11 protein-coding genes and 1 pseudogene are annotated in these 13,196 nt (G+C 70.9%); 3 read left to right on the forward strand and 9 right to left on the reverse strand.

The genetic code is table 11. The features are described from left to right. Nucleotides 1-39 precede the first annotated feature (39 nt). From IEY89_RS33330 to IEY89_RS33340, 3 genes and pseudogenes are all read right to left on the reverse strand, one after another. Nucleotides 40-909 (reverse strand): helix-turn-helix transcriptional regulator, encoded by an 870-nt coding sequence (locus tag IEY89_RS33330; RefSeq protein ID WP_189151267.1) that lies wholly within the window; start codon nucleotides 907-909, stop codon nucleotides 40-42. A 61-nt stretch (nucleotides 910-970) separates the two neighbouring features. After that, nucleotides 971-1,198 (reverse strand): annotated as a pseudogene (locus IEY89_RS33335) (nuclear transport factor 2 family protein); the annotation flags it as partial. Nucleotides 1,199-1,519: 321 nt separating this feature from the next. Further along, nucleotides 1,520-1,870 carry a helix-turn-helix domain-containing protein gene (locus IEY89_RS33340; protein ID WP_189151268.1) on the reverse strand — a complete coding sequence of 117 codons (351 nt, stop codon included), beginning with the start codon at nucleotides 1,868-1,870 and terminating at the stop codon, nucleotides 1,520-1,522. A 679-nt stretch (nucleotides 1,871-2,549) separates the two neighbouring features. Between IEY89_RS33340 and IEY89_RS33345 the strand changes: the two genes are divergently transcribed. Next, nucleotides 2,550-3,383, forward strand: coding sequence for a LuxR C-terminal-related transcriptional regulator (locus tag IEY89_RS33345; protein ID WP_229695547.1), 834 nt, complete (start codon nucleotides 2,550-2,552; stop codon nucleotides 3,381-3,383). 430 nt (nucleotides 3,384-3,813) lie between these two features. Here IEY89_RS33345 and IEY89_RS33350 read toward each other — a convergent pair whose 3' ends face one another. After that, nucleotides 3,814-4,671: an aldo/keto reductase gene (locus IEY89_RS33350; RefSeq protein ID WP_189151270.1), complete on the reverse strand. Its 858-nt coding sequence runs from the start codon at nucleotides 4,669-4,671 to the stop codon at nucleotides 3,814-3,816. Nucleotides 4,672-4,927: 256 nt separating this feature from the next. Between IEY89_RS33350 and IEY89_RS33355 the strand changes: the two genes are divergently transcribed. Then, nucleotides 4,928-6,202, forward strand: a complete 1,275-nt coding sequence (locus IEY89_RS33355) for a hypothetical protein (RefSeq protein ID WP_189151271.1) — start codon at nucleotides 4,928-4,930, stop codon at nucleotides 6,200-6,202. A gap of 349 nt (nucleotides 6,203-6,551) precedes the next feature. After that, nucleotides 6,552-7,970, forward strand: a complete 1,419-nt coding sequence (locus IEY89_RS33360; protein WP_229695548.1) for a DEAD/DEAH box helicase — start codon at nucleotides 6,552-6,554, stop codon at nucleotides 7,968-7,970. Between the two features lie 267 nt (nucleotides 7,971-8,237). On the opposite strand, the gene IEY89_RS33365 is transcribed toward IEY89_RS33360, so the two are convergent. From IEY89_RS33365 to IEY89_RS33385, 5 genes are read right to left on the reverse strand one after another with little or no spacing between them, the layout of a single operon-like run. After that, the gene (locus IEY89_RS33365) at nucleotides 8,238-8,798 is read right to left on the reverse strand and encodes a hypothetical protein (RefSeq protein ID WP_189151272.1); all 561 of its coding nucleotides are present in this window, start codon (nucleotides 8,796-8,798) and stop codon (nucleotides 8,238-8,240) included. A gap of 25 nt (nucleotides 8,799-8,823) precedes the next feature. Further along, entirely contained in the window at nucleotides 8,824-9,750 is a 927-nt protein-coding gene (locus IEY89_RS33370; protein WP_189151273.1) for an STM4011 family radical SAM protein, read from the reverse strand. Between the two features lie 10 nt (nucleotides 9,751-9,760). After that, nucleotides 9,761-11,134: an STM4012 family radical SAM protein gene (locus IEY89_RS33375; protein ID WP_189151274.1), complete on the reverse strand. Its 1,374-nt coding sequence runs from the start codon at nucleotides 11,132-11,134 to the stop codon at nucleotides 9,761-9,763. Next, complete coding sequence (locus IEY89_RS33380) at nucleotides 11,131-11,937, reverse strand: STM4013/SEN3800 family hydrolase (RefSeq protein ID WP_189151304.1); 807 nt, start codon at nucleotides 11,935-11,937, stop codon at nucleotides 11,131-11,133. Before IEY89_RS33380 ends, IEY89_RS33375 begins: the two co-directional genes overlap by 4 nt. A 31-nt stretch (nucleotides 11,938-11,968) precedes the next feature. Continuing rightward, nucleotides 11,969-13,159, reverse strand: a complete 1,191-nt coding sequence (locus IEY89_RS33385) for an STM4014 family protein (protein WP_189151275.1) — start codon at nucleotides 13,157-13,159, stop codon at nucleotides 11,969-11,971. Nucleotides 13,160-13,196: the final 37 nt, after the last annotated feature.

A 13,196-nucleotide genomic window follows, 5' to 3' on the forward strand; every position in this document is an offset into this window, starting at 1 on the left:
GAAACCCGGAAGCCGTGTCTTGTCCCTGGCCACGTCTGCTCAGGGCAGTAGACCCAGGCGGCGGGCGGTCATGACCGCCTCCAGGCGTGAATGGCATCCCAGCCTGCTCATCGCGCTGCGCAGATAGCTCTTCACCGTTTCGGTCCGAAGGCCGAGCTCCTTCGCTACATCGGTGTTCGTCCACCCCAGGGCGACGCACGACAGGACGTCGAGTTCTCGCGACGAGAGGACCGGATCGGTGGAGTGCCGGGCGGTGGGGGCCTTGGCGTCGACCAGCTTGTCGCTCAGCGCCGCGACCCGGTCGCGCAGGTCGCTGTCCGTGAGGTGCTGGGCGAGGACCCGCAGCTCGGCGTACGCCTCGCGAATCGTCTCCCACCGGGGGGACGCCGGCTCCGGGGCGCGGTCGGCGGCCACCGCGGGCTCGTCGAGACGGCCGAGGCGGCGCACCACTTCGTCGCGCACCGCCAGGTTCTGTTCCAGCGCGCGGGCGGTGTCCATGACGGCGTCGACCGTCCGGTCGCCCAGCCCGACGGACTGGCGGACCGCGCCGTACATCACCGCCCGCACCGTCCGGTTCACCACGACGGGGGCCGCCACGACGGCACGAATGCCCTCGGCGGCGACCATCAGATCGTAGTGATGGCTGATCCGCTTGGAGTTCGCGTAGTCGTTGACCGCGACGGGCCGGTGCAGAGCCACCGCCTTGCCGCCCAGCCCCATGCCGAACCCGAGGGTCAACCCCATGAGGGCTCTGGTCGAGTTCCCGGCGAACTCGGTGAGCTGGGCGTGCCGCCCTCTGGTAACGACGCCGCCGAAGGTGAGATCCACACCGGTGGTGTGACGTAGCGAGTCGACGGCCCGCTTGAGCTGGCGGTCGTCGTCCGAAACGGAGGGTGGTTTCACTGTCATACGGTTTCCTCGGTCTGCGCGGGAGCCCAGTCTGCCCCCGAATGTGCGTTGCTGTGCGGGGTCAGCGGCCGGTGGGGGATGTGAGGACGCGGTCCTCGGTCCAGTCGGCGGTCAGTTCCCGGCGGGTGAAGCGCCAGGCTCCTGTCGTACGCCGGTAGGAGTCGCGGTAGCGGACGGAGCACACGCGCAGTCTGGCGGCATCGGCGTCGGCGGCGTACATCTCGTGCGCGAGGCAGGTGGTCTCTCCCGAGGCGCTGTCCCCGGTCAGCCGGACCGTGTGCTTGCCGACGAAGGGCGTGGTGACGACGCACGAACGCCAGCACGGACAGCACGCTCGCCCAGCCGTCCCGCCCGTCGAGGACGAGGGGCGGCCGGCCGGTGCCTGCCGGGGGGTTCAGGACGAGTTCGCCGTCCGTGTCGAACGGGGAGGCGAACAGCTTCGGGTTCTGCCGGTCCAGGGCGGACGCGTAGGCGTCGACCAGCCGGCGCAGATCCTGCCGGTCCATTGCCCCGTCCTGCCAACCAGCCTTCGTCCCGGGTGAGTTGCTCGGACGGGTAGGTGTCATATGTGCCGCCAGACGGATGTGGGGGTGCTTCCGGGGCGCCGAGGTCAGCTGCCGATGGTCTGCGAGGCCATGAGCAGAGGCATCCCGAGCCCGTGGATGATACGGGCGATGTACGCGCTGATCGGCTGGAGCGGCACGTTCTCGGGGGACGCCGTCTGCCAGGTGGCGGAGAGTACTCGGGTGACCGGACTCGGCTTGCGGTGGGAGAGGGCGACGGTGACCCCAGGCGCCGGGACGACGCGCAGCGGGGTGGCGCGTCCGCCCATGCGGTTCCGCCAGATGCCCGTCAGCCCGATGCTGCGGCACGCCTCCTGAGGCTGGGGCGCGTGGTGCTGGACCGTGTGACACGCCTCCAGGACATCGTGCGGGGCTCGGGCAGGGCACCACCGCGTCACGGCAGGCGCACTCGTCGGACAGTGCTTTTGAGGAGTGCGCCTGCCGTGACGACGGACTCGGTCGCCGTGGAGACGGGAAACGGACCCGACAGCCCTCGCTTGCCGATCCCCCCGCGTGATCAACTGGGCCGTCAGATCGCCCAGGGCACCGTCGGTCCCGGACGCGTCCTCGTTCACCGTCATCTGCCGGGTGGGACCGACAGCGCTTTCCCCGAGATCGGCAGGACACGGCAAGTGGGAGAAATCCATGGGGGTTCCTCTCTGGGCGTGCGGGCTCCGAGCCGCCGGGTGCACACAAGGGCCTTGCGCCGGGGGTCGGTCGGCGCGCGGCCCGAGTGAGGGTCATACGGTTGTACATCCCGTTCCGCGGACCGGGAAGCGGCTCTCTACTGGCACCACCATGAGGTAAACCGTGCCGCACAGCTACCCCCGGATGAGGGGACAGGCAGAGGGCGGCACTCCTCAAGACCAAGTCGACCATGTCAGGGCGGGCACGCCACTCCAACCAAAACTGATGAATGGTCAACTATGGTTTGTTGTCAGGAACTTGACGCCGAAGAGTGCTTGCAGAACTGTTCTCCTGGCGGCGGGGGAGCAGGCCTCCGGCGCACGAGGAGAGCATGCAGCTGCCGTGAGGTAAGGAGTCGACCGGGTCGTGCTACCGGCGGAGGACAGTGAAGTGGCTGCCGCGACGCGGGCGGCGGTGCTGGCGCTGCGCAGGGACAGCGGGATGCCTGTGGCGGGTGCCGCCTGGGTCGTCGGCCCGCAGTTGCTGCGGATCAGTGAGACCAGCGGAGTGAAATCATCCGGATGCCGGGGCTTCCCCGTGCCGGCGGGCGCCGGACTCATCGGCAAGGTGCTGACCACACGTCGGCCGGCAGCGGTGAGCGACCATCGGTCGGCCCAGGAGATCAGCCACGAACACGACTCCTTCGTCGCGGCGGAGGAGGTGCGGGCGATGGCCGCGGCGCCCGTGATCGTGGGTGCCACGGTACGAGCCGCGCTCTTCGTGGGGTCGCGTGACGCCGTACGGCTGGGTGACCGCGTACTGACCGCGGTGACGGAGGCGGCCCGCGACCTGGAGCAGTTCCTCGCGACCCATGAGCACGCCCACCGGTTCCTCCCTGAGCCCCGGTCCGTGCGGTGCCCTGCCTCGCCCCATGACGCGGTGGCCCGGGAACAGGTGCACGGAGTCCACACCGAGCTGCTGGACCTGACTGCGGCGATCAGCGAGGGCCACCTCAAGGAACGCTTCCGCGAGCTGTGTTCCCTGCTGGAGTCGGGCTGCTGCTCCGAGCGAGCGTCACCCGGGCCGGAGGCGCGTCTGTCGCCGCGTGAACTGGACGTCCTGGTCGCGGTCGCCGCGGGCTGCACCAACCTGGAGATCTCCGACCGGCTCGGCATCGGCCTGGAAACCGTGAAGGGCTATCTGCGCTCGGCGATGCGCAAGCTCGGCACCAGCACCCGGCTCGAAGCCGTCACCGCGGCCCGGAGGGCGGGCCTGCTTCTGTAGTGCCGTACTCTGCCGGCCGCCAGTCCCCTCCCGCGCTTCGGGCAGTTGTCGGTACGAGAGGGCCAGGGTGCCGGTCGTCAGGTTCGCTTCGGCGCTGCGCGCTGTCGGTGATGTCGCCTTCGCGTCACGCATGTCCAGGTGGAGACGGTCGATGTGCAGACAGCCACCCTGAGTGCTGGTCGTGGTGTCGACGAGGAACCGGCCCGCGGTCAGCGTCGCGTGACCGGACTCCTCGTCGGCCGCCTGGGTCAGAAAGCGAAGGCCCTCGGTCGTCACGCCCAGGTCGCCGTCGGTGGTGTTGGCGTAGCCGTACTCCTCCTGGACGAGCCGCGTGACTTCCTTGCCGAGTCTAGGTGTCCGTCGTCGACGGAGAGTCCGGCGGAAAACGGCGGCGGGCGCCCGGCCCGGGTGGCCGGGCGCCCACGAGGTGTCAGACGGCGTCGAGTTCGGCCGACTCCTCGGCGGAGAGCACCAGGTCCACAGCGGCAGCGGAGTCGCGGATCGTCTCCGGACGGCTGGAACCGGGGATCGGCACGACCACCGGTGACTTGGCGAGCATCCAGGCCAGGCACACACGCTGCGGGCTGACGCCGTGGGCCGAGGCGATCCGGGCGAAGGGGGCGTACGCCGAACCGAGGCCGCCGGCCCGGGAGATACCGCCGAGCGGACTCCAGGGCAGGAACGCGATGCCCAGTTCGTCGCACAGCCGCAGTTCCGGTTCGCTGGAGCGGAAGGCCGGGGAGAACTGGTTCTGCACGGAGACGAGACGTCCGCCGAGGATCTCGTTCGCCTGCCGGATCTGGTCCGGGTCGGCGTTGGAGATGCCGACCATACGGATCTTGCCCTCGTCCAGCAGGTCCCGGACCGCGCCGACCGACTCCGCGTACGGGACCTTGGGGTCGGGGCGGTGGAACTGGTACAGCCCGATGGCCTCCACGCCCAGGCGGCGCAGTGAGGCTTCGCACGCCTCCCTGATGTGGGCGGGGGAGCCGTCCAGGGTCCAACTGCCGTCACCGGGACGCAGGTGTCCGCCCTTGGTGGCGACCAGGACGTCCGGGCCGCGCTCGTGGGTGGCGAGCGCCTTGGCGATGAGGGTTTCGTTGTGACCGACCTCGTCGGCGTCCCGGTGGTAGGCGTCGGCCGTGTCGATCAGTGTCAGGCCGGTGTCGAGCGCGGCGTGGATGGTGGCGAGGGAACGGGCCTCGTCCGGCCGTCCCTCGATCGACATGGGCATCCCGCCCAGACCGATCGCGCTGACCTCCACGTCACCGATGCGTCGAGTCTGCATGTGCTCGTGACCTCTTTCGGGTGTCGCGAAGTAAGGGTGCGCGATCCAGCCTTGCCCGCCGACGCCCTGAGGTCCAATAGAGGAACGCGAACGCATTCAGCACCCACGCAGCTGAATCCCGGTGACTCCGTCGCCCCCTCGCGAACACCCGTAGGACGAGGTGCACTTCGCGTATCGCCATACTGACGGTTTCTCAACATGCCGTCGGAATCAACCAGTTGGACGCCCCAGATGAGTTCGCATAGCTTTGCCCGTCATGACCATGGCGCGCAGATCGATCATCAAGGGCATGGCGGCGGCACCGTTCGTGGGTGCTGCCGGGACCGTGCTCTCCCCTTCCGAGGCCCACGCGTCGACCATCGGAAGCAGTCAGTTCCGGCTCAGGGCACGGGCCTCCAACAGCTACGGCAGGTTCGCCGATCTCAACGCGGGCCTCGCGGCCCGGCTGACCAAGGTGAACGCGCGCGCAGTCCTCGCCGATGCCGACCGCAGGGCGAAGCGCCTCACGGGCGCCCCCAGCACGGCCAGGGCCTTCCAGACGGGCTTCGCCTGGGACAGCGCGGACCAGACGGTCCCCCACTGGATTCCGCAGGGTGTCACCACCAGCGCCGACGCCTACAGCAGTGGGTACTACGGCGGCACCGACAAGGCCGTCCTGGTCTCCTGGTACTTCGAGGCCCACCCCAACGGGGACCAGGTCGTCGACCACCCGCTCGACAAAGGTATGCGGCTGACGTTCGTCAACCACAACAACGCCGCCGCGCCCACGTACCGGCACGTCCTGCTGGTCGAACCCGTGAGAACCGGCACCGGTGCCCCGTCCTTCCGGCCGGTGCGCAAGCACGCCGGCGGGATCATGTGGTACGGCGACCTCCTCTATGTCGTCGACACCTACAAGGGGCTGCGGATCTTCGACCTGCGCACCCTCTTCAAGGTCGCCACCACACAGAAGGACGTGTGCGGCCTGCACACCGACGGCCAGTACCACGGCTACGGCTATCGGTACGTCCTGCCGCAGAGCCACGCCTACGACAACGCGGCCAAGTACCTGCGCTACTCGTCGATCGGGCTCGACCGGGCCACCAACCCGGACAGCCTGGTGATCAGCGAGTACTCACCGGCCGGCACGGTCTCCTACGCGGAGGACGGATTCATCGGCACGGGCAGGCCCAGCACCGCGGTCCCCAAGATCGTCCGCTGGCCCCTCGACGAGGCAGGCCGGTACCTGGCGTCGCTCACCCCGACCGAGGCCGTCTCCGTCAGGCAGAAGAAGATCCAGGGTGTCGTCTCCCGCGGGTCCAGGCACTATCTGGCGGTGAGTGACGGCCCGTCCGGCAAGGGTGCCCTGCGCACCTTCGCCTCCAGCGCCTCGACCGCGGGCACCGTCACCAGCCTGGCCGTCGGTTGCGAGGACCTCAGCTTCCACAGCAAGGACGCGACCGGCTGGAAGTACGGCGAACATGTGATCTGGAACGTGAGCGAGTACGCCAAGAAGCGCTACGTGTACGCGGTCCGCGCCGACGGTTCCTAGGGCCTGTCGTCACATTCCCGCCTGTCGGGCGACGCCTGGCACGCTCCCTCAGCCTCCGGCCGGGGGGACCCCCACTCGCCGCACCGGACGAAAGCCCAAGTACGTCCAGTACGAGGACTTCCGCCCGGCAAACCGAGAGCACGCACCAGGCGCCGGGCAGGCCCGCCCTCCGGGCGGACGACGGGAAGGTGACGGCAGGACCTGGCAGGCCCGGGGGCGGTGCGAGGGACGCCGACCGCTGCGGGGGCCACCGCTGATAAAATGGGGCCCACGCTTCGACACCACCGGGGCCCGTACCAAGGGGTACGGGCCCCGGGGCGTTCCAGGCGTCAGACCAGGAAGGTTCCTCATGAACGCCAGACCGTCGGGCCCCGGACACTCCCGTGCGGGCAAGCCCCAGCAGGCTGCTCTGTCGCAGGGTGAGCTCTCCACCCCGAAGACGGTGTCCCCGGGGCTGCCGCCGGCCGCGTCCTTCGACGCGCTCGGGCTGCCGCCGGTGCTCATGGAGACGATGGCGGGTCTCGGGGTCACGGAGCCCTTCCCGATCCAGGCGGCGACGTTGCCCAACGCGCTGGCCGGCCGTGATGTCCTGGGCCGCGCGCGAACCGGCTCCGGCAAGACGCTCGCCTTCGGGCTCGCGCTGCTCGTCCGTACGGCGGGCCGGCGTGCGGAGTCCAAGCGCCCGCTCGCGCTGGTGCTGGTGCCGACCCGGGAACTCGCGCAGCAGGTGGGCGACGCGCTGGCGCCCTACGCGCGGACACTGAACGTACGACTGGCGACGGTGGTCGGCGGGCTGTCGATCAACCGGCAGCAGGCGGAGCTGCGGACCGGCGCCGAGGTGGTGATCGCGACCCCGGGACGCCTGACCGACCTGGTGTCGCGCCGGGACTGCGTCCTCAACCACGTGCGGATCACGGTGCTGGACGAGGCGGACCAGATGTGCGACCTGGGGTTCCTGCCCCAGGTGTCGGACCTCATGTACCAGGTCCCCTCCGACGGACAGCGGCTGCTGTTCTCGGCCACCCTCGACCGCAACGTCGACCAGCTGGTACGCGACCACCTGCACGACCCGGTGCTCGCCACGGTCGACCGGGCGGCGGGCTCGGTCACCACGATGGAACACCATGTCCTGAACATCCACGCCGCCGACAAGTACGCGACCGCTACCGAGATCGCCGCACGGGACGGCCGGGTACTGATGTTCCTGGACACCAAGACCGGCGTGGACCAGTTCACCCGTCACCTGCGGGCCAGCGGGGTAAGGGCGGGCGCCCTGCACAGCGGGAAGTCGCAGCCCCAGCGCACGCACACGCTCGGCCAGTTCAAGGACGGTGAGATCACCGTGCTGGTGGCCACCAACGTCGCCGCGCGGGGCATTCACATCGACGCCCTCGACCTCGTCGTCAACGTCGACCCGCCGGCCGACGCCAAGGACTATCTGCACCGTGGCGGGCGCACGGCGCGTGCGGGGGAGTCGGGGAAGGTGGTCACCCTGGTCACCCCCAACCAGCGGCGCGACGTGAACCGGATGATGTCCGACGCCGGGATCCGCCCGACGGTCGCACAGGTGCGCTCCGGTGAGGAGAAGCTGACCGCCATCACCGGCGCGAAGCGCCCGCCGACCGAGACGAAGACCACCACCGGCAACGCTCCCTTCCGCGGCATCGGCACCCGCCCGGGCCGCCCCGCCAAGGAGTCCCGCAAGGCGGCCGAGGCCCGCAAGACCGCGGAGGCCCGAGCCGCGGCCCGGGTCCGCAAGGGCCGCTGACGCCTGGGTCAGCGAGGGGGAACCCTCCCGTTCTTGAAGGCGGGTGGGCTTCCCGCTGCCCTGGCGGCCGAGCCTCAGGCGCCTCTGGCGGCGGCGACCTGCGCGGCCACGAAGACAGCGAGCCGCAGCGCCTGGTGTGCGAGGCGATGGCGGTGGTGGCAGCCGTCGCGGTCCGGCCCCAGCGGGTGCGAGGGCTCGGGGGCACGGCTTGCGGGCGAAGGCCGCCGTGTTCCCCGATGACTTGCGGGTGGGGGCTGCTGACCGTCGTCAGAGGGCGAACGCCTCGGTCAGGCGCACGTGGTAACCGTCCTCCTCCATCAGGACGACGGTGACCCCGAAGGGGGAGGGGTGGTCGATGTCGAGCGGGACGAAGGAGTAGTCGACCGCGGCCCGGACCGGGGGGAGCAGTTCGCCGTCCGGCTGGGGTTCGGGCACGGGGAGCCACTGTGGCTCGATCGTGGCTCGGCCCTCGGGGGCCCGCTCGGCGTAGGGGAACCGGTGCAGGGTGTGGCCGTCCTTCGTGGCGTGTACCAGGTTCAGGCACGGCGCCGGTTCGGTGACCGGCAACTCGCAGGCGGCGGCGACGTCCTGGGTCTCCCAGGCGAGGACGACCTCGTCGGCGCCGGCCGCCGCGGCGATGTTCGACAGTTGGGCGATGCCGGTGAGCGCGTCCTTGCCGGTCTCGACGGGACGCAGCCAGATCAGGCCGACCAGTTCACCGCGGACCAGCGGCATGATGACCGGACGGGGCACCGCCCCCTCGCCCAGGCCCGCGGTGTACGCGTTCCTCATCGATGCGGCCAGTGCGTCCCAGGTCTGGGTGTCCACGAACTTCCTCTCACCAACAGCACGTTCACGAATCAGGCGACCCTGTCACGGCAGCAGCGCCGACGCCACCTCGTGCGTTCGGGACCAGTGGCAGGAGCGGCCGGTCAGGGAGGACCTGCGGAATCCGCTCCAGGACGCCGCCCGCGAACACGTCGTACAACGGCAGCGTCTCCAGGTGCACGTATCCGATGTGGCAGTCGCACACCGCCGAGGGGCAGGCCCGCGGGCGCAGCGCGGCGCGGTAGGAGCCGTCGTACAGATTTCCCAGTTCCGCGCGGACGAAATGACAGCGGCGCACCGTGCCGTCACCGTCCACCGAGAGCACCGACTCGCCGGTGCGGCACGGCAGGCCCGCCGAGCGGTGCGGGTGGCGGCTGAGGGGGAAGAGCGGGTCGAGTTCGGTCCACCGGCCGGCCTGCTCGTCGGTGTAGGTGTGCCCTTCGGCGGCGTTCACCCACAGATAGACGTGCTCCGGCAGCTCCGCGCGCAGCCGTCGCGCGTGCTCCAGATGGTCCGGTACGCCGACGATGCCGACGCTGAAACGGATCCCGAGGGCGGACAGCTCGTACGTCTTGGCCAGGAACCGTTCGTAGGGTGTCTGCCCGGGATGGTAGGTGCACCACAGGGCGACGGTGTCGCGGTCCGCGTCCGCGAGCCAGTCGGTCCGGCAGCTCAGGTTGGTCTGGATGGCGACCCGGCGTATGTGCGGCCGGTGCGAGAGTTCCACGAGCGCGCGCCGGTACCAGGAGCGGACCAGTCCCTCGCCCCACGGGGTGAAGAGCACCGACAGCCCGTCCTCCCGCTGCGCGCACGCCCACGCCGTGAACCGCTCCAGTGCCGAGCGGTCGGCGCGCAACTGCTCCGCGGTGTCGCGGCGCTTCGCGAACGGGCAGTACGGGCAGTCGTAGTCGCAGGAGGAGAGCGGCCCGCGGTACAGCAGTGTCAGATCCACCGGGCGCCTCTCACTTCGTCTCGTAGGCGGCCATGGCGTCGCGCACCGCCGGTGAGAAGAAGTCGGGGCCGATGGCGTCCGAGTGGGCCAGCCCCTCGGCGGACAGGCGCAGCCGGTCCGCCCGGTCGCTGTCGAGCCAGCCACGGGCGGCGAGGAGGTCCAGCTCGACGGGAAAGTCCTCGTACGGGTCCGAAGCGAACCGCAGTCGGTATTCCGCGACGGGCAGGCCCTCGGCCTGGAGCAGGGACTGCAGCAGATGCCGGCGCCGTGCCTCGTCCTCGTCGACCCAGCGCCCGTGCAGCGCGTGGGAGAAGTCCTCGGTGGTGGTGTAGTCGTCGATGATGCCGCGTATCTCCCGCATCGACACGGCGTAGTCGAAGGAGTAGTGCAGCCGGGAGGTGTACGAGCGGGCACCGCAGCCCAGACCGATCATGCCGTCGGTCTGGCAGGCGTAGTCGTCCGGTCCCTGCGGCGGTGCGTCCGAGCGCCGGAACATGCGCATCGACACCTGCTCGTAGCCGTGGGAGAGCAGATGGTCGCGGCCCTCCCGATAGCGGCGCAGCCGCTGCCCGTCCCAGTCCCGGTCCGCCGCCTGCGGGTCGGTGTGGCGGCCGAGACCGGTGAGGGGGCGGATGTAGAGGGGGTACAGATAGATCTCCTCGGGACGCCAGGCGAGGGCCGCGTCGAGGGAGTAGCGCCAACTGGCCGCCGTCTGGCCGTCGATGCCGTAGATCAGGTCGATGTTGAGGACGGGCACGGCGGCCTCGCGGATACGGGTCAGCGCCGCTTCGACGTCGGACCTGTGCTGTGGGCGTACGGCGGCCCGCGCCTCCTCCTCGACGAAGCTCTGCACGCCGAGGCTCAGGCGGGTCGCGCCCCGCTCCGCCAGCACGGCCAGCCGGTCCGCCGTGGCCGTGGACGGCGACGCCTCCACGGACAGCGGGACGGCCCGCAGATCCACGCCCATCTCCCGCTCGGCGATGTCGCACAGCCGCTCCAGCTCCGCGGCCTCCAGAAAGGTCGGAGTGCCGCCGCCGAACGCGGCGTTGGCGAACCGCGGGGGCCGCGCGTCGCCCAGGGCCTCACGGACGGCGGCGGCCTGGCGTTGCAGGGCGTCCAGGTAGCGGCCCGTCAGCCCGTCCGGCGCGCCGATGCGGGTGAACAGGTTGCAGAAGCCGCAGCGGACCTCGCAGAACGGGATGTGCAGATACAGCGACAGCGCCTGCCGGGACTCGCCGGCCCACAGGTCCGCGAGCCTGGGCGCGGGGCGGGACTCGGAGGCGAGCTCCCGGTAGGCGGTCTTGTGCGGGTACGCGTACGTATAGCTCTGGTACGGCCGCGGCGGGTGGACGGAGGTGTCCGCGGAGGTGACGTTCGTGCTCATACGGACGGCTCCAGGAAGAAGTGGCCGTAGGGCACGGTCCACACGGACTCGTGACCGAGGCGGTGACCGGTGTACCCGTCGTCCCCGTAGGCGGTGCCGTGGTCGGAGCAGACGATGGCGAAGCAGCGGCGGCGCGAACTCATCGCCGCGAACAGCCGCCCGACATGACGGTCGATGTACTCCAGCGCGGCGGCATGCGTGAGCCGGCTGTCGCCCGCCTCGCGGGTCGCGCCGGGGAGGTGGAACCAGTTCGGCTGGTGCAGTGCGGAGGCGTTGAGGAAGAGGAACAGCCGCTGCTCGGGCGGCAGTTCGGCCACCGTCTGCTCGGCGCGTGCCACCTGCGCCTCGAAGGAGGTCGGGGAGGCCACGGAGAACTCCGGCTCCCAGTGGCTCTCCTGGAAGAAGCCGGGCAGGACGTCGCCCAGGGCGCCCTGCTTGTTGAAGAAGCCGACGCCACCGATGCACACCGTGCGGTAGCCGTGCGCGGCCAGGCCGGACACGAGGTCCGGGGCGTCGAAGACGTACGTGCCGTCCGCCGTCGTCTCGCTGCCCGCGAACCGGGCCGCGAACAGTCGCGGATGCGGTCCGGGCGTGGCCGGTGTGGGCAGGAAGCCCGCGAACATCGCCTGGTGGGAGGCGTAGGTGAAACTCCCGGGCGCGTGCCGCTTCTCCCAGGTGCCGCCCGGCAGGTGCGCGGTCAGGTTGGGGAGCCGTCCGGCGGCGGCGAGTTCGACGGCCACGTCGTGGCGGAGGGTGTCCAGGGTGAGCAGCAGCAGGTCGTCGTGGCCCACCACCTGGTTCATGTCCGGCCCGGCGGCCGGGGCGGGAAGGGGCTCAGACGGTGGCATGTGTGGTCCTCGGCAGCTCGTGCGGTCGTACGGGTGGTGCGGGTGGTTCCGCGGCTGGCCCCGGTGTCCCCGGCAGGCGGCCGGGGGAGAAGGAGACGGCCGCGGCGACCTGGGCGGCGTACGTGTCCAGGCCCTCCGCCCCGCTGTCAGGGAGACCGGTGAGGCGGGGGAGCAGGTCACCGAACGCGTTGACCTCCCCGACGGCGAAGCGCCGCCAGCCGACGGCCGGCAGCAGATCGACACCGACACACAGGGTGCCGGGGAAGCAGGCCGCGGCCCGCTCGCTGGTGTCGAGGGCCGCGGCCCACCGGTCACCGGCCAGCACCCGGACGGCCGCCAGGTCGCCGCGCGCGCCGCCCAGATGCAGATTCGTCAGCGGGGAACGGCTCGTGCGGACCACGGCGTGGGTGGCCCTGCCACCCACGACCACGATGCGCAGATCCGCCGACCGTCCGCCGAGCGACGCCTTGGGCAGCCACCGTTCGATGTGCAGTCCGTCCGGTGCGAGCGTGTCGACGATCGCGGCGATCTCCCGCTCCTCGGTGTAGCGGCGCAGGCGCAGGGAGTTGTGGAGCCGGCCCTCCTCGGTCCGCTCCACGGACGTGGTCGCGCGGAAGCGCCCCGACGCGGTCGTCTCGATCGCCAGGACACCGGAGGCGGAGGAACCGTGCGCGAGCTTGACGAAGACGCGCCGCAGACCCGCCTCCTCCATGATTCGCCGTACGTCCGCCCAGTCCCGCACCGGCGCCGCACCGCCGGAGGTGGGGGACTGCGGTACCGGCACGCCCGCCCGGACGAGCCGGTCATGACACAGCCGTTTGTCGAACATCACGGCCAGATCCACCGGGTCGTCGAGCCGTCGCCCACCCCGCAAGGAGGCCACGCACTCCAGCAACCGCCCGTACCAGCGCGCGGACCCCTCGACCCGCGTCGGATCGTCCACCCCGCGCAACAGGGCGTCCACCTCGGCGCTCTCCCCGGGAGAGTCGAGGCGGACGAGCTCGTCGTCGGCGAAGTCGTGTCCGCCTTCGCGCAGCACGTCCCGCCACTCGACCACGCGAGGCGTGCCGTGACCGGCGGCCCCGGTGGCCGCGGCGAACAGGCTCACCCGACGGTTGTCCCCGTTGGCGACCACCGCCCACCTCGGCGAGGCGCTCCCCGCCTCCGTGTACCGCATGCCGCTCCCCATCCCCCTGTGTGCCTTGCTTCCCTGG

The sequence above is a fragment of the Streptomyces lacrimifluminis genome, assembly GCF_014646095.1.
Lineage (GTDB): Bacteria > Actinomycetota > Actinomycetes > Streptomycetales > Streptomycetaceae > Streptomyces > Streptomyces lacrimifluminis.

Bases quoted from the DNA above. Each gene is read 5' to 3' on its own strand.
- IEY89_RS33330 (WP_189151267.1), bottom strand. From the start codon at position 909: ATGACAGTGAAACCACCCTCCGTTTCGGACGACGACCGCCAGCTCAAG.
- IEY89_RS33355 (WP_189151271.1), top strand. From the start codon at position 4,928: ATGACCATGGCGCGCAGATCGATCATCAAGGGCATGGCGGCGGCACCG.
- IEY89_RS33360 (WP_229695548.1), top strand. From the start codon at position 6,552: ATGAACGCCAGACCGTCGGGCCCCGGACACTCCCGTGCGGGCAAGCCC.
- IEY89_RS33375 (WP_189151274.1), bottom strand. From the start codon at position 11,134: ATGAGCACGAACGTCACCTCCGCGGACACCTCCGTCCACCCGCCGCGG.
- IEY89_RS33350 (WP_189151270.1), bottom strand. From the start codon at position 4,671: ATGCAGACTCGACGCATCGGTGACGTGGAGGTCAGCGCGATCGGTCTG.
- IEY89_RS33380 (WP_189151304.1), bottom strand. From the start codon at position 11,937: ATGAACCAGGTGGTGGGCCACGACGACCTGCTGCTGCTCACCCTGGAC.
- IEY89_RS33385 (WP_189151275.1), bottom strand. From the start codon at position 13,159: ATGCGGTACACGGAGGCGGGGAGCGCCTCGCCGAGGTGGGCGGTGGTC.